The following is a 14,304-nucleotide window of genomic DNA, read 5'->3' on the forward strand; positions in this document are numbered from 1 at the left end:
TTCTATCTCCAAAAGAGAATTATTTATAATCACGCTTAAGGTACTTGGTAATGGAACTTGTTTTTTCCAGGTTTTTATTCGCCAGCTCGATATCCTGCCGCGCTACCGAAACAAAAAACGCATCCAGCAGGGTAAGTTGCAGAATACGGGCCGAGGCGTTTCTGCCTAATAACGGCGTTTCCGGCGCCGGTGAACAAATATTAAAATCAGCCAGCTGCGCGATGGGGGAATTACTGCTATGGGTGATGCAAATGATTTTTGCCCCATTATTCTTGGCGATGGACACCACCTGTTTAAGATCGCTGGTGCGGCCTGAGTGGGAGACCACCAGCGCCACATCGCCCGGTTGCAGCAGGGACGCCGACATCATCATCAAGTGGGCGTCCAGGTAAGCATTGCAGCGCAGGCCGATTTTCAGGAATTTATGCTGCACGTCGGCGCAGATGGAGTTGGAACCGCCGACGCCATACAGCTCACGCTGGTTGGCGGTAAAAAAACAGCGGGCCGCCTGCTGGATAACGTTGGCGTCGACAATCGCCTGGCCTTCGACAATGGTGCGCACGGTCAGGTTAAACACCTTATTGACCACATCTTCCGGACTGTCGTTTGGCGACAGTTCGGCGGTAATATCATGATCGGCATGGTCGAAGTACTCGACGATAGCGCTGCGCAACTGCCGGAAGCCGCTGAACCCCAATATTTTCGACACCTTGACGATCATGGCTTCCGACAGGCCGAGGCTCAGGGCCACATCTTTGATGCCCGATACGTCGCTGAGATTGCCGGGGGATAAAAACCACTCCACGATGCGGCTCTCGTTTTCAGTCATCCCTTCCTGTTTGATACGAATATAAGGGGCAATGCCTATACCGCGCGGCATTTCGTTTTGCAGTTCCGAATCATTCATCGTTCGCGTCTCTGGTGATTAACATTGCCTGTCACTATATCACCATGGCGGAAGTTTAAAATCTGCTGCTAACTTCACGTTTTATAAAAATTTATAAACTAAGTTTTTTAGTAAAAAAAAGCGAGATACCTAAACCCGACGTATTTCTTAACTCGGACTGGATTAATTCATATATAATTCATGTAATTAATGATTACTTTTGTTTTTGCGCACAGGCAGGCAGCCATCGGCATTTTTACTGCCTGATATACAAGCCTTCTTTTGTTGATGAAAAGAGGTAAGATAAAACGCTGTTTTTACAAGGCATTACCGAACGGCAGAGCAATCGGGTCAAATCGTTGCCCTGGTCGGCTTTATTTATATTTACAATCTGTGAAGTTTAAGGCTTTTTGGGCTGTGGTGACGAGGGCGGGACTTTTAGCGGCAGAAAGGGCGCGGCGCGCGGGCCGGGGGCATGACAGGATGATCACCCGGGTTGACCGGAACGGGACTCCGACGGTTCGGTGGAGTCAGTACTATTGGAAAGCGGCGCGCAGTAGGAGAAGCGGCATTGATAGCCGCTTTGCACAACGCCTGAGGCCGAGGCTACTCTTTTACCCCGTTAAGCACGTCGGCGTGATCGTGCAGCGTTTCGTCTTCACGGCAGCTGCCGACTTCACAATGTCCATAGAGATATAAACTATGGTTGGTCAACTTGATATTGTGTCTCTTGGCAATATCCCGCTGGCGCGCTTCGATAAACTCATCGCGAAATTCGATAACCTTGCCGCAGTCGAGGCAGATCAGGTGATCGTGATGATACTGTTGCGTCAGTTCAAAAACGGATTTGCCGCCCTCAAAATTATGGCGGGTTACGATACCGGCGTCATCGAATTGGTTAAGCACGCGATATACCGTGGCCAGGCCAATCTCTTCGCCCATATCGATCAGTTTTTTGTACAGATCTTCCGCACTGACGTGATGGCATTCCGGATCTTGCAACACTTCCAGAATCTTCAGTCTGGGAAGGGTGACTTTCAGGCCGGCCTTCTTCAATGCAATATTATTGTCAGTCATGCGGGTTTAGTCCTGTTACTTTGATAATCTGATTGTAGGCTAGCTTAGCCTATAACATCGGTCGGCCCGAAAAATGTGACGCCGTCCCATTATAGGACTGCCTGTCCAAAATGAAAACCGCGCTTTGTTAACAACTATAGCCCGTTTCATGGGGTAAATTCTGCAACATTTTGGCAAAAAGGGTGGAACCGCTGTGCTATTGTACCGCGTTGTGGATAAAAGTTAAAAACTTGTATCTATTAATTTGAAAGGATTTAGTTATCAGCTAGGTTGGGGCGCCGCCCCAACGGCGCCTTTTCCCCTGTCGGGCGTGGCCCGGACTGCGGCAGTAACCGCCGCCGCGGGGTTAACCGAGCTGTAATTCGGCGCTGATTTGCTTAACCCAGCCGTCGACGCGTTCGTTGGTCAGTTCGGGTTGACGGTCTTCATCGATGGCCAGGCCGATGAAATGGCTGTCGTCGGCCAGCCCTTTCGACGCTTCGAAATGATAACCGGCGGTAGGCCAGTGGCCGATCAGGGTCGCGCCTTTGGGTTCGATGATATCGCGGATGGTGCCCATGGCGTCGCAGAAATACTCGGCATAATCCTCCTGATCGCCGCAACCAAAGAGTGCCACGATCTTACCGGTGAAATCAATCTCTTCCAGCGTGGGAAAAAAGTCATCCCAGTCGCACTGCGCTTCGCCGTAATACCAGGTCGGGATCCCCAGCAGCAGGATGTCGAACCGCGCCAGGTCTTCTTTACTGCTTTTGGCAATGTCATGAACCTCGGCAACGTCCGAACCCAGTTGCTTCTGAATCATTTTGGCAATATTTTCGGTATTGCCGGTGTCACTGCCAAAAAAAATGCCTACAGTTGCCATGAGTGTGAAAACCTCTGAAAAATTATGGATATGTTCTGTAATAGAATCAGTCATGTTCTGCGGCAATCATAGCAGACCCTCATCCGGTGAGAAACTCGTCCGCCGGGGTTTTGTCGCAAATTTACGCTGTCCGCCCCCCAATGCCTGGCACCGGATAGCGGTTTAGCCCGGCCGGGGGGTTATGTTCCGTGGCCGTCCGTGCCCTGCTGCCGTTCCAGCTCGGCCAGTAAAATCAGCTCAATCAACTCGCTGCGCGACAGATTTTGCCGGTAGGCCAGCTCATTTAACGCATCCACCGCCTCGGCGTTGATTTTCAGTTCCACCCTGCGCAGGCCGCGTACTTTATCCCGGCGCAACTGGTTGCGCTTGTTGATGCGCAACTGCTCATCGCGGGACAACGGGTTGGTCTTCGGTCTTCCCGGACGTCGCTCGTCAATAAATAAATCCAGGGTGGTGCGGTCCGTTTGTTCTTTTGCCATAGGTCATGAAGGGATTGTGCATCGGAAAGCAGGCGGGTAAACCCTGGTCGGCGGCGTTGCTTGCGCCGCCGGGCAAAGAACCCGTAACGTTGTCATTTCCGGGCGCCGTGGCAACCCGCAAAACACAGCGGGCCATGTTACCCCAGCCCGCTATTAAACGACAATATTAAACTCGCGGTAAATAAACCTGCCCGGCCTATTCTCCCAGGAACCGATCCAGGGCGCGCATGACCGCTTCGGGTTTTTCCGCATGCACCCAATGACCGGCGCCGGCGATCACGTGGGCGCGCGCCCGGGGGAACTGGCGCTGGATTGCCGGTCGGTAGCGGTCGTCCAGGTAGGGCGATTTTTCACCGCGGATAAACAACACCGGGCCGGTCCAGGGCGCTGATTCCTTCCAGCCGATAATCGCCGGATAGCTATCCCACAGCGCGTCGACGTTAAATCGCCAACGGCCCTGGTGGAAGGATTTCAGCAAAAATTGGATGGTTCCCTCGTCAAGGTTATCCTGCCGCATCAGCGCCGCGGCCTCCGCGCGCTGCGTTGCGCCCACGGCCGTAACACGGCGCAGCGCGGCAAATACGTTGTCATGATGGCGGGTAGGGTAGGCCACCGGCGCCATATCGATAACCGCCAGCCGGGCAACGCGATCGGACGCCTGCGCGGCGATGGCCATGGCGACCTTGCCGCCCATGGAGTGGCCGATGAGGATACAGTCGCCGATGTGCAACGTATCAAGCAGTTCGATCACATCCCGGCTCATGGCGGCGTAGCCGGCATCATCATCATGGGGGGACAGGCCGTGGTTGCGCAGATCAATTTGCAGGGTGGGGGAATGTTCCCCGAGCGGCCGGGCCAGTACGCCCAGGTTGTCCAGGCTGCCGAACAGCCCGTGCAGCAATATTACCGGCAGCGCGTCTCCCTGCTGCCGGGCCGGTTGCAGACGATAGTGTAATTTCATCCCGATCCTCATGGCGATAACTAAGCCTGATAGCCTATCATGAGTTATCCGTCCCGCAGCCGCAAAAAAAACCTTGGCGGCGCCATGACAGCCTACGGGGGAAATTCCGACTTTTCGCCTAAGCCGGACAGTAGCGCTATTCGCGGGGCCGGTTTAGCTTGTATAATCCTTTTGATTGATTTATGAGAAGAAAGCACCGGATAAAGATGAAAACAATTGAAGTCGACGAAGACCTTTACCGTTATATCGCCAGCCATACACAACATATCGGCGAAAGCGCCACGGATATTTTGCGCCGGATGCTGAAATTTAACGCGCAGGCCAACGGCGCCGCGCCCAGCGCGCCGCAGCCGGAACCCCCCGTCAAGGCGGCGCCGGCCTCGCCGGCCCGCGACCGCGTGCGTTCGATGCGTGAACTATTGCTTTCCGACAGCTACGCCGAGCAGCGCAAGGCGGTCGATCGCTTTATGCTGGTGCTGTCCAGCCTGTATACCCTGTCCCCAACCGAGTTTGCCCAGGCGGCCGATAGCCTGCACGGCCGTACCCGCACCTATTTTGCCGCTGATGAGCAGACATTATTGCTAAATGGCAGCCATACTAAACCCAAGCAGGTGCCGGAAACGCCCTATTGGGTTATCACCAACACCAATACCGGTCGTAAACGGGGCATGGTGGAACACATTATGCTGGCAATGCAGTTCCCGGTGGAACTGACCGACAAAGTTTGCGGCACCATTTGATCATTAGCAGCCAAGGGAGAAGCACCGATGGCTAATAGCCCCCGCGCCGGGCAACCCGCCCGGCAAAGCGATTTAATCAACGTCGCGCAGTTAACCTCGCAGTACTATGTGTTGCGTCCGGAACCGGGCAACAACGCCCATGCGGTAAAATTCGGTACTTCAGGCCATCGCGGCAGCGCGGGACGCCACAGTTTTAATGAGGCGCATATCCTGGCCATCAGCCAGGCCATCGCCGAGGAACGCGCCAGGCAGGGCATTACCGGGCCTTGCTACGTCGGCAAAGATACCCACGCGCTTTCCGAGCCGGCGTTTATTTCCGTGCTGGAAGTGCTCAGCGCCAACGGCGTGGAAGTCATCGTTCAGCAGGACAACGGCTTTACCCCGACCCCGGCGGTCTCCAACGCCATCCTGACGCACAATCGCGCGGGCGGCGCGCAGGCGGACGGTATCGTGATTACCCCGTCCCATAACCCACCGGAAGACGGCGGCATCAAATACAATCCGCCAAACGGCGGGCCGGCCGACACCAACCTGACCAAGGTGATCGAAGAGCGCGCCAACGCCCTGCTGGCCGACGCCCTGCGCGGCGTAAAGCGCCAGACGCTGGACGAGGCATGGAGCAGCGGCCATATCCATGCGCAGGATCTGGTGCAGGCCTATGTGGAAGGGCTGGCCGAGGTGGTGGACATGGCGGCGATTCAACAAGCCGGCCTGAAGCTCGGCGTCGATCCGCTCGGCGGTTCCGGCATTGCCTATTGGCAGCGTATCGCCGAGCACTACAAGCTCGATTTAACGCTGGTGAATGAGCAGATTGACCAGACCTTCCGGTTTATGTATCTCGACCACGACGGCATTATCCGCATGGACTGTTCGTCCCAGTGGGCGATGACCGGCCTGCTGTCGCTGCGCGACAAGTTCGACCTGGCGCTGGCCAACGACCCGGATTACGACCGCCACGGTATTGTTACTCCCGCCGGCCTGATGAACCCCAACCATTTCCTGGCGGTGGCGATTAACTACCTGTTCCAGCATCGCCCGCAATGGGGCGCGGACGTGGCGGTGGGCAAGACCCTGGTCTCCAGCGAGATGATAGACCGGGTGGTGGCCGATCTGGGCCGCCGGCTGGTGGAAGTGCCGGTAGGCTTTAAATGGTTCGTCGACGGCCTGTTTGACGGCAGCCTGGGTTTTGGCGGTGAAGAGAGCGCCGGCGCCTCGTTCCTGCGCTTTGACGGCAAGCCCTGGTCCACGGATAAGGACGGCATCATTATGTGCCTGCTGGCGGCGGAAATTACCGCGGTTACCGGCAAAAACCCGCAGCAGCATTATGATGAACTGGCGCAACGCTTCGGCGCGCCCAGCTATAACCGTATCCAGGCCACGGCCACCCATGCGCAGAAAGCCATTTTGTCCAGGCTGTCGCCCGAGATGGTGGCCGCCGGCACGCTGGCCGGGGATCCCATCACCGCGCGCCTGACCGAGGCGCCCGGCAACGGCGCATCCATCGGCGGGCTGAAGGTAATGACCAAAAACGGCTGGTTTGCCGCGCGGCCGTCCGGCACCGAAGAAGCCTACAAAATCTATTGCGAGAGCTTTCTGGGGCCGAAACACCGCGAGCAAATCGAAAGGGAAGCGGTGGAAATCGTTGGCGAGGTGTTGGCCGGGGCGAAGTAATACCCATCCGTCGGGCGCCGTTCAACGCGGCGTCGTCATAAGATAACGCAGCGGGTTCCCCTCCCAGATAAGGCGCTGATATTCGGCGCCTTTTTTTCTATTTCCGCTGGTATGGCCCCTCTTTTCGCCCCGCAACGGCAAAAATATCCTGATTTAGATATATCTTTTATTGCATTTTTATTTTTTAGGACTAATTTAGATATATCTAAATGGCGGGAGAAACCCATGTTATACCATCAACATTATATTTTGCGCGCCCGTGACGAGCGCGGCGACGCGCCCGCAGGCTGTGGGCACGGCAGACGCGCTGATGCGCCCGAAGGGCGCGGCGGGCAGGAGCACGGCGGTCCCCATGGCGGCAGGGGACATGGACATCATGAGCACCACGGCGGTGAACACAGAATGCAGCGTTTGTTCGGGCATGGCGATTTGCGCATGATCCTGCTGGCGCTGGTGGCCCGCAAACCCAGCTACGGTTATGAACTGATCAAAGATATCGAGCTGGCCTCGTCCGGGTTATATGTGCCCAGCCCCGGCGTGATTTATCCGACCCTTAGCCTGCTGGTGGACCAGGATTTTCTCACTTCTGCAAGCGCCGAAGGGCAGAGCCGCAAGAACTACCAGATTACCCCGGCGGGCGAGGCGGAACTGGCCGGACATCAGGCGGCGATAAACTCCCTGTTCGAGCGGCTCGCGCAGGCCGGCAAGCGCGCGCAAGGCAGCCTGATTCCGGGCATTACCGAGAGCATGGGGCAACTTAAGGGGCTGCTACGCGGCAATATGCTGCGCGCCGACCTGACGCCGGAGCAGGTAGCGCGTATCAACGCCGCCTTGCTTGGCGCGGTTAACCTTATCGAGGATGTTCTTAACGCGCCGGTCGCCGGGGAGGACAAATAATGCCGGGGTATAAATACCGTATCACCGTTGCACCGATAACCGACAGGCAAGGCCAGCCGTTGGATATCCCCGCGCTGTCGTTTGACATTGAAAACCACGATGAGATCCTGGGCATAGTGGAGCGGCTGCGGGGGCGGGAAGACCTGGCCTTCGGCCCGGAGAAGACCGCCGCTTTTGCCGTGGGCCTGAAGCTGTTCTCGCAAGTGCTCGTGGAACATCGCAAGCATCCGGTGTTTGCGCCGCTGCGGGAGCCGTTTCGCGCATTTATGCAGCTGCTGAAAAAGGGATCGGGCGAGGCCGGTTAATCCAACGGCGGTCTGGCCGGCCCTAGCCCAACGCCACCATCAGGGCGCCGGCGGTGATCAACGCCACGCCGGCGCCCGCCACCAGCGAGACTTTTTCGCCAAACAGCACCACAGCCATCACCACCGCGAACACCACGCTGAGTTTATCGATCGGGGCCACCTGCGATACATTGCCGTATTTTATCGCCATAAAATAGAACAGCCATGACAACGCCCCGGCCACGCCGCTAAGCACGATAAAACCCAGCGCTTTTTTATCCGCCAGGATGTCGCTCACTAAATTCATTTTGCCCTGGGCCGCCACCACGCCGACTAAAAACAGCGCCATCACCACCGAACGTATGGCGGTGGCGCTGTTGGCGTCCAGCTGCTGCAGGCCGATTTTACCAAAAATGGCCACCAGCGAGGCGGCCAGGGCGGAGAGGAGGGCGTAAACTAACCAGGTGCTCATGGGAATGTCCGTTACCGGCAAAACAGCGATGGTACTAAAGCGTCATCGTCAATGCTACGCTTAACGCGTTGTCATCGCCGCCGCATTTGGCGGCACGGCCGGCGTTGCCGCCTAGGGCATGAAGCGATAGCCGATGCCGGTCTCGGTCAGCAGATGGTTGGGCTGGGCCGGATCCAGCTCCAGCTTTTGTCGCAGATGGCCCATGTAGATTCGCAGGTAATGGCTATGCTCCACCGCGTTGGGGCCCCAGACCTCGCGCAGCAGATAGCGCTGGGTCAGCACCTTGCCCTGATGACCGATGAGGACGGCCAGCAGGCGGAACTCGATGGGCGTCAGATGCAGCATTTCGCCGTCCCGGGTCACCTGGCGGTTGACCAGATCCACGCTCACCGCCGCAAAGGCGACCGTCGAGGGTTTCTCCTCGCCGCGCAGCGGACGCCTGAGCGCCACCCGCACCCGCGCCAGCAGTTCCCCGATGCCGAAGGGCTTGGTCAGGTAGTCATCGGCGCCGGCGTCCAGCGCGTCGATTTTGTCCTGTTCATCGCTTCTGGCCGATAGCACCACGATGTTTATCGAACTCCACCGGCGTAAATCCCGAATAAAGTCCACGCCGTTGCCGTCCGGCAGCCCCAGATCGAGCACGATCAAATCCGGTTTGCGGCTGGCCGCCTCCAGCAGGCCGCGCGCCATGGTGTCCGCTTCAAACACCCGGTAGCCTTCGCGCTCGAGCGCCTGGCGGACAAAACGGCGGATGGCGTCCTCATCTTCGATTATCAGGATATTGGCTGTCGGGGTGCTCACGTTTCCTCCGGTGGCGTTATGGCGGGCGGTGCGTCAAGCGGCAGGGTAAAATGAAAACACGCCCCGCCCGCGGAGGTATTATCCGCCCAAATCCGTCCGCGGTGAATCTCTATAATCGCCCGGCAAATGGCCAGACCAAGGCCCACGCCGGGAATTGCCGACTCCTGATGGCCGCGGGAAAATTTATCAAACAGGGTGTTTTGCGCGCCGGGCGCGATGCCCGGCCCGTTATCCTCTACCTGGATCTCCAGCCAGCCGGGCCGGGTCAGGGCGCGCAGGACGATAACGGCGTCGGGACCGGCATATTTCACCGCATTTTCCAGCAGGTTGACCAACACCCGCTCCAGCAGGACGTCGTCGCAGCTGACCAGCAGCAGCGGGTCCGGCAGGTCGACGGCGACGCGATTGCCGGCCAGCGGAATGCGCAACAGGCGCAGGGCGCCGCCGATCATCTCCTCCAGCGACTGCCAGGAGGGGTGGATGATAACACCGCCCGACTGTAGACGCGCCATATCCAGCAAATTATTCACCAGGCGGGTGGTGGCGAGCGCCTGCTGGTGAATGCCATCGGCCCGGGCGGCAAACGGCGAGCCCGCGTCGGCAAGATCCAGGTTCAGCATCTCCGCCTGGCCGGACAGAATGGTGAGCGGCGTGCGCAGATCGTGCGACAAGGCCGACAGCAGGGCATTGCGTAGCCGTTCCCGCTCGGCCGCAAGCCGTGCCTGCTCGGCGCGATCGGCCAGTTCGAAGCGCTCCAGCGCGCCGGCAATCAGCACCGTGCAGCTTTCCAGCAGCCGCTGCTGCTCCGGGGAGGATAGTTCTTCCGCCGACATGGGTTCAACGGCCAGTACGCCCAGCCGGTGCCTGTCGACGGTTAACGGACAAAGCCGGTAGGGCAGCCCCGGCAAGGCTTCGGCGCCGGGACCCGCGGGCAGGGCGTGGTCAAAGCTCCAGCGCACGATGGCCGTATCCACCGGCCGCCCGCCGGCCCGTTCCGTCGGGGTGAGATCGATCATCTCGCCTGCTTGCCACAGGAACAAGCGCGCGTCGGCGCCAAAGGCGATACGGATGAAATGTCGCGCGATAGCCGCGATATCCCGTTGCGTCAGCGCCTGGCACAACGCCTTCGACATAGCATATAACTGCCGTGCCCGCTGTTCGCGATAGCGGGCGATACGCGCCTGGTAACGCACGCCCGCGGTAAGATTGCCCACCGTCAGCCCGACGATCAGCATCACGGCAAAGGTTACCAGGTATTGTAAATCACTGACCGCCAGCGAACCGCGCGGCTGGACAAAAAACAGATCGAAACTGGCGACGTTTATCACCGCCGACAGCGCCGACGGCCAGCGGCCATAAAACAGCGCCACCAGCAGCACCGCCAGCAGGTAAACCATCATCAGGTTGGCCGGTCCGATGGAGGGCAACAGCCACGCCGGCAGGGTGATCAGCGCGCACAACGCCACCGCCAGCACGCAGCCGCGCAGCGCCATATTGCGGCGTTCGCCGCCGGCCCGGCTGACCGTCGGCCCGGCGCCGGCGGGTTCCCTGTCGTCCATCGGCATTCCTTATCTTGCGCTTACCCGTTAACGCCACCCAGCATGCCGGGATAGGCATAATATAATTTCAGCTTCACTATACGCGATCAAGGACCGGACCGGGTAAATGCCGTTCATCGGAAAAGATTGCGGCGCGCCGCGTAAAAAAGCGATAAACAAGGCGATTTATGCCGCTAGATAGCGCACTCTCCCCGGTGCGCCGACGCCAGGCCGGGAACCTCTGCCAGCGCGACTTTTATGGCAAGCCGGCCGCCGCCCCGCTGATAATCGTCTACGCTTTGCTTAAGACATTATTACGCATGGGAGCAAAGCATGGGCAATAAAATCCCCATCGGCATCAGTGCCTGCCTGATGGGTGAAAATGTGCGTTTTGACGGCGGACACCGACGCTTTTCCTTTGCCATGGACGAACTGGCGCCTTATGTGCGTTTTGAACCCATCTGTCCCGAAATGGCCATCGGGCTGCCCACCCCGAGGCCGGCGCTGCGCCTGGTAAAGGACGATCAGGGCCGCATTGCCATGCGTACCGGTAAAAATCAGGACGATACCGATCTGACGCAGGCGATGCAGTCGTTTTCCGAGCGGCAGGTCCAGCGGCTGGCACATTTGTGCGGTTATATCGTTTGCGCCAAGTCGCCCAGCTGCGGCATGGAGCGCGTCAGGGTGTACGATCGCGCCGGCGCGCGCAAAAACGGCATCGGCCTGTATACCCGGGAGCTGATGCGCCAACTGCCGTGGCTGCCGGTGGAAGAGGACGGCCGGTTGCACGATCCGCAGCTGCGTGAGAATTTTGTCGCCCGGGTCTACACGCTGTTTGAGTTTAATCAACTGCTGCAACAGCCCTTGACCCGCGCGGGGTTAATCGCGTTTCACAGCCGTTATAAACTGTTATTGCTGGCGCATTCCCAGCCGCAGTACCGCCAGATAGGGCCTTTTGTCGCGGCCATGGGACGCTTTGAATCGCTGGAGAGCTTTGCCCTGGAATACCGCAGCCGGCTGATGAGGCTGCTGTCGAATAACGCCACGCGGCCGAACCATACCAATGTCCTGATGCATGCGCAGGGATATTTCCATCGCTACCTGACGCAACAACAGCGGCTGGAGCTGACGTCGCTAATCGACAGCTACCGGCAGGGGATGCAACCCCTGCTCGCGCCGATTACGCTGCTCAAGCACTATATGGCCGAATATCCGGACGCCTGGCTGGCGCAGCAACGTTATTTTGAGCCCTATCCGCAGGCGCTGAGGCTACGTTACGGGCATTGATTGCCCTTCATCACAATCAAGGAAGAGCCTATGAAAACACATCTCGTCTGGCTGCGCGCGGACTTACGCATCCACGATAATCCGGCGCTCTATGCCGCCTGCCAGGACCCGGACGCCAGGGTGCTGGCGGTCTATATCGCCACGCCTGAGCAATGGCGGCGGCACGAAATGGCCCCGCGCCAGGCGGCCTTTTTGCTGGATAACCTGGCGGCGCTGCGCCACGCGCTGGCCGGGCGCGGCATACCGCTGCATTATCACCAATGTCCCGACTTCAGTGACTCGGTGGCCTGGCTGGCGGATTTCTGCCGCAGTCAGGGGGCGGATGCTCTGTTCTACAACTATCAGTACGAGTTTAACGAACGGCGGCGCGATCGCGCATTGGAGCAGGCCCTGGACGGCCGGGTGACATGCCAGGGTTTTGACGATGGCGTGCTGCTGCCGCCCGGCAGCGTGCGCACCGGCGATAGCGGCATGTATAAAGTGTTTACCCCGTTTCGCAATGCCTGCCTGCGGAAACTGGCTGAGGCCGATATGCAGTGCGTGCCCGCGCCGGCGCGCCGGGTTAATCCGGCGCCGGAAAGCCGGGACGGGCTCGCCCCGTTTGATTATCCGCGCCAGGCGCCGGGAGAGGAATATCCCGCCGGCGAGGATGCCGCGCTGTCGCGGCTGCGGACCTTCTGCCATCAGCAGATGCAGGACTACCGTAAAGCCCGCGATATCCCCTCGCTGGACGCCACCAGCCGGCTTTCGGCCTATCTGGCGTTGGGCGTGCTCTCACCTCGCCAGTGCTATAACCGGCTGAGCCGGGCCTACCCGCTGGTCTTGGAACATGCCGACAGCGGCGCGTTTACCTGGCTTAACGAACTGATCTGGCGCGATTTTTATCGCCACCTGATCGTGTCGTATCCCGCCTTGTGCCGGCATCAGCCGTTTATCGGCTGGACGCGCCACGTGGCGTGGTGCCGGGATGAAAACCTGCTTGCCGCCTGGCAGCTGGGCAAGACCGGCTATCCGATTGTCGACGCCGCCATGCGGCAGATGAACCAAACCGGCTGGATGCATAACCGGCTGCGCATGATCACCGCCAGCTTCCTGGTAAAAGATCTGCTGATCGACTGGCGCGAGGGCGAACGCTATTTTATGTCCCGGCTGATTGACGGCGACCTTGCCGCCAATAATGGCGGCTGGCAGTGGGCGGCGTCCACCGGCACCGACTCCGCCCCCTATTTTCGCATCTTTAACCCCACCACGCAGGGACGCAGGTTTGATGAACGGGGGGAATTTATCCGCCGCTGGCTGCCGGAGCTGGCGGCGGTGCCGGACACGTATCTGCACGAACCTCATCTTTGGCCCGGGGCAGGCGAAGACGGGCTGGATTATCCGCGGCCGATAGTTGATCATGGCAGCGCGCGTCAAACGACCCTGGCGGCGTATAAAGCCGCCAAAGATCGGGGGCTTTCCTCCGGAACGGGGTAACGGCGGGGTTACTGCGACAGAGGGTATTAACACTATGCGTAATATTGAATTAGAACAGCTTATCCATCAGCATCTCGACAGCGGGTCGTTCCAGGACTTTGCGCCCAACGGCCTGCAGGTGGAGGGGCGCGCCGAGGTGAAACGTATCGTCACCGGCGTTACCGCCTGCCAGGCGCTGCTGGACGCGGCGGTGGAGCAGGGTGCCGACGCGGTGCTGGTGCATCACGGCTACTTCTGGAAAAACGAGCCGCCGGTGGTGACCGGCATGAAGCGCCGACGCCTGAAAACGCTGCTGGCGCATGATATCAATCTCTTCGCCTGGCATTTGCCACTGGATGCCCATCCGGTGCTGGGAAACAATGCCCGGCTGGCCGCCCTGCTGGATATTAACGTCAAGGGGCAGCTTGAGCCGCTGGTGCCGTGGGGTGAATTTTCCCCCGCCGTCAGCGCGCCGGAACTGCAGCGCCGGCTGGCAATGCGCCTGGAGCGCGAGATAGTGCACTGCGGCGATAACGCCCCGGCGCAGATCGCGCGCCTGGCCTGGTGCAGCGGCGGCGGCCAGGGATTTATCGAGCAGGCGGCACGCGCCGGGATGGACGCGTTTATTACCGGCGAGGTGTCGGAACAAACCATCCATATTGCCCGGGAGATGGGGCTGCATTTTTTTGCCGCCGGCCATCACGCCACCGAACGGGGCGGCATCAAGGCATTGGGCGACTGGCTGGCGCGCGAGCATGGTTTTGACGTGACTTTTATCGACATTCCCAACCCCGCCTGAGCCGTGGCTATTACATTTCGCCCGGAAACGCATTACATTACCTGCAAATAAACCATTGGTTAACCGGCTTATAGTTTTGTTTTAGTTATATCTGG

14 protein-coding genes and 1 pseudogene are annotated in these 14,304 nt (G+C 59.0%); 7 read left to right on the forward strand and 8 right to left on the reverse strand.

Annotation, left to right across the window (positions count from 1 at the left end):
- Positions 1 to 19 precede the first annotated feature (19 nt).
- The 5 genes from alsR to GRH90_RS08235 all read right to left on the reverse strand — a co-directional run bounded on the left by alsR (position 20) and on the right by GRH90_RS08235 (position 4,265).
- Positions 20 to 907 carry a transcriptional repressor AlsR gene (gene alsR, locus GRH90_RS08215; RefSeq protein ID WP_162365460.1) on the reverse strand — a complete coding sequence of 296 codons (888 nt, stop codon included), beginning with the start codon at positions 905 to 907 and terminating at the stop codon, positions 20 to 22.
- Between the two features lie 585 nt (positions 908 to 1,492).
- Positions 1,493 to 1,963 (reverse strand): ferric iron uptake transcriptional regulator, encoded by a 471-nt coding sequence (gene fur / locus GRH90_RS08220; protein ID WP_162365461.1) that lies wholly within the window; start codon positions 1,961 to 1,963, stop codon positions 1,493 to 1,495.
- Positions 1,964 to 2,309: 346 nt separating this feature from the next.
- Complete coding sequence (gene fldA / locus GRH90_RS08225) at positions 2,310 to 2,825, reverse strand: flavodoxin FldA (protein WP_178113073.1); 516 nt, start codon at positions 2,823 to 2,825, stop codon at positions 2,310 to 2,312.
- Positions 2,826 to 3,004: 179 nt separating this feature from the next.
- Positions 3,005 to 3,304 carry a LexA regulated protein gene (gene ybfE / locus GRH90_RS08230; protein WP_162365463.1) on the reverse strand — a complete coding sequence of 100 codons (300 nt, stop codon included), beginning with the start codon at positions 3,302 to 3,304 and terminating at the stop codon, positions 3,005 to 3,007.
- 196 nt (positions 3,305 to 3,500) lie between these two features.
- Complete coding sequence (locus GRH90_RS08235; protein WP_162365464.1) at positions 3,501 to 4,265, reverse strand: alpha/beta fold hydrolase; 765 nt, start codon at positions 4,263 to 4,265, stop codon at positions 3,501 to 3,503.
- A 206-nt stretch (positions 4,266 to 4,471) separates the two neighbouring features.
- Between GRH90_RS08235 and seqA the strand changes: the two genes are divergently transcribed.
- From seqA to GRH90_RS08255, 4 genes are all read left to right on the forward strand, one after another.
- Positions 4,472 to 5,005, forward strand: a complete 534-nt coding sequence (gene seqA / locus GRH90_RS08240) for a replication initiation negative regulator SeqA (protein ID WP_162365465.1) — start codon at positions 4,472 to 4,474, stop codon at positions 5,003 to 5,005.
- A gap of 27 nt (positions 5,006 to 5,032) precedes the next feature.
- Positions 5,033 to 6,676 carry a phosphoglucomutase (alpha-D-glucose-1,6-bisphosphate-dependent) gene (gene pgm / locus GRH90_RS08245; protein ID WP_162365466.1) on the forward strand — a complete coding sequence of 548 codons (1,644 nt, stop codon included), beginning with the start codon at positions 5,033 to 5,035 and terminating at the stop codon, positions 6,674 to 6,676.
- Between the two features lie 225 nt (positions 6,677 to 6,901).
- Positions 6,902 to 7,573 carry a PadR family transcriptional regulator gene (locus GRH90_RS08250; RefSeq protein WP_162365467.1) on the forward strand — a complete coding sequence of 224 codons (672 nt, stop codon included), beginning with the start codon at positions 6,902 to 6,904 and terminating at the stop codon, positions 7,571 to 7,573.
- On the forward strand, positions 7,573 to 7,878 hold the full coding sequence (locus GRH90_RS08255) for a DUF3861 domain-containing protein (protein WP_162365468.1): 306 nt from the start codon (positions 7,573 to 7,575) through the stop codon (positions 7,876 to 7,878). The genes GRH90_RS08250 and GRH90_RS08255 overlap by 1 nt, the downstream gene beginning before the upstream one ends.
- Before the next feature lie 22 nt (positions 7,879 to 7,900).
- Here the strand turns inward: GRH90_RS08255 and GRH90_RS08260 are convergent, their stop codons facing one another.
- The 3 genes and pseudogenes from GRH90_RS08260 to GRH90_RS08270 all read right to left on the reverse strand — a co-directional run.
- Positions 7,901 to 8,329 (reverse strand): EamA family transporter, encoded by a 429-nt coding sequence (locus GRH90_RS08260; protein WP_162365469.1) that lies wholly within the window; start codon positions 8,327 to 8,329, stop codon positions 7,901 to 7,903.
- 111 nt (positions 8,330 to 8,440) lie between these two features.
- Entirely contained in the window at positions 8,441 to 9,130 is a 690-nt protein-coding gene (gene kdpE, locus GRH90_RS08265; protein ID WP_162365470.1) for a two-component system response regulator KdpE, read from the reverse strand.
- Positions 9,127 to 10,656 (reverse strand): annotated as a pseudogene (locus tag GRH90_RS08270) (DUF4118 domain-containing protein); the annotation flags it as partial. The pseudogene GRH90_RS08270 and the gene kdpE, both read right to left, overlap by 4 nt.
- A gap of 345 nt (positions 10,657 to 11,001) precedes the next feature.
- On the opposite strand from GRH90_RS08270, the gene GRH90_RS08275 reads away from it, so the two are divergent.
- Genes GRH90_RS08275 through GRH90_RS08285 form a run of 3 tightly spaced genes read left to right on the forward strand, consistent with a single transcriptional unit; the run spans position 11,002 to position 14,209 of the window.
- On the forward strand, positions 11,002 to 11,955 hold the full coding sequence (locus tag GRH90_RS08275) for a YbgA family protein (RefSeq protein WP_162365472.1): 954 nt from the start codon (positions 11,002 to 11,004) through the stop codon (positions 11,953 to 11,955).
- Between the two features lie 30 nt (positions 11,956 to 11,985).
- A complete protein-coding gene (gene phrB / locus GRH90_RS08280; RefSeq protein WP_162365473.1) occupies positions 11,986 to 13,431 on the forward strand; it encodes a deoxyribodipyrimidine photo-lyase in 1,446 nt (481 codons plus the stop codon).
- A 34-nt stretch (positions 13,432 to 13,465) separates the two neighbouring features.
- The gene (locus tag GRH90_RS08285; RefSeq protein WP_162365474.1) at positions 13,466 to 14,209 is read left to right on the forward strand and encodes a type 2 GTP cyclohydrolase I; all 744 of its coding nucleotides are present in this window, start codon (positions 13,466 to 13,468) and stop codon (positions 14,207 to 14,209) included.
- The last annotated feature ends 95 nt before the right edge of the window (positions 14,210 to 14,304 follow it).

Source organism: Acerihabitans arboris, from assembly GCF_010131535.1.
GTDB classification, from domain to species: domain Bacteria; phylum Pseudomonadota; class Gammaproteobacteria; order Enterobacterales; family Enterobacteriaceae; genus Acerihabitans; species Acerihabitans arboris.

Excerpts from the sequence above, each read along its gene's own strand:
- seqA (WP_162365465.1), top strand. The coding sequence starts at position 4,472 with ATGAAAACAATTGAAGTCGACGAAGACCTTTACCGTTATATCGCCAGC.
- GRH90_RS08250 (WP_162365467.1), top strand. The coding sequence starts at position 6,902 with ATGTTATACCATCAACATTATATTTTGCGCGCCCGTGACGAGCGCGGC.
- fldA (WP_178113073.1), bottom strand. The coding sequence starts at position 2,825 with ATGGCAACTGTAGGCATTTTTTTTGGCAGTGACACCGGCAATACCGAA.
- phrB (WP_162365473.1), top strand. The coding sequence starts at position 11,986 with ATGAAAACACATCTCGTCTGGCTGCGCGCGGACTTACGCATCCACGAT.
- GRH90_RS08285 (WP_162365474.1), top strand. The coding sequence starts at position 13,466 with ATGCGTAATATTGAATTAGAACAGCTTATCCATCAGCATCTCGACAGC.
- alsR (WP_162365460.1), bottom strand. The coding sequence starts at position 907 with ATGAATGATTCGGAACTGCAAAACGAAATGCCGCGCGGTATAGGCATT.
- GRH90_RS08255 (WP_162365468.1), top strand. The coding sequence starts at position 7,573 with ATGCCGGGGTATAAATACCGTATCACCGTTGCACCGATAACCGACAGG.
- GRH90_RS08260 (WP_162365469.1), bottom strand. The coding sequence starts at position 8,329 with ATGAGCACCTGGTTAGTTTACGCCCTCCTCTCCGCCCTGGCCGCCTCG.
- GRH90_RS08235 (WP_162365464.1), bottom strand. The coding sequence starts at position 4,265 with ATGAAATTACACTATCGTCTGCAACCGGCCCGGCAGCAGGGAGACGCG.
- fur (WP_162365461.1), bottom strand. The coding sequence starts at position 1,963 with ATGACTGACAATAATATTGCATTGAAGAAGGCCGGCCTGAAAGTCACC.
- GRH90_RS08275 (WP_162365472.1), top strand. The coding sequence starts at position 11,002 with ATGGGCAATAAAATCCCCATCGGCATCAGTGCCTGCCTGATGGGTGAA.
- ybfE (WP_162365463.1), bottom strand. The coding sequence starts at position 3,304 with ATGGCAAAAGAACAAACGGACCGCACCACCCTGGATTTATTTATTGAC.
- pgm (WP_162365466.1), top strand. The coding sequence starts at position 5,033 with ATGGCTAATAGCCCCCGCGCCGGGCAACCCGCCCGGCAAAGCGATTTA.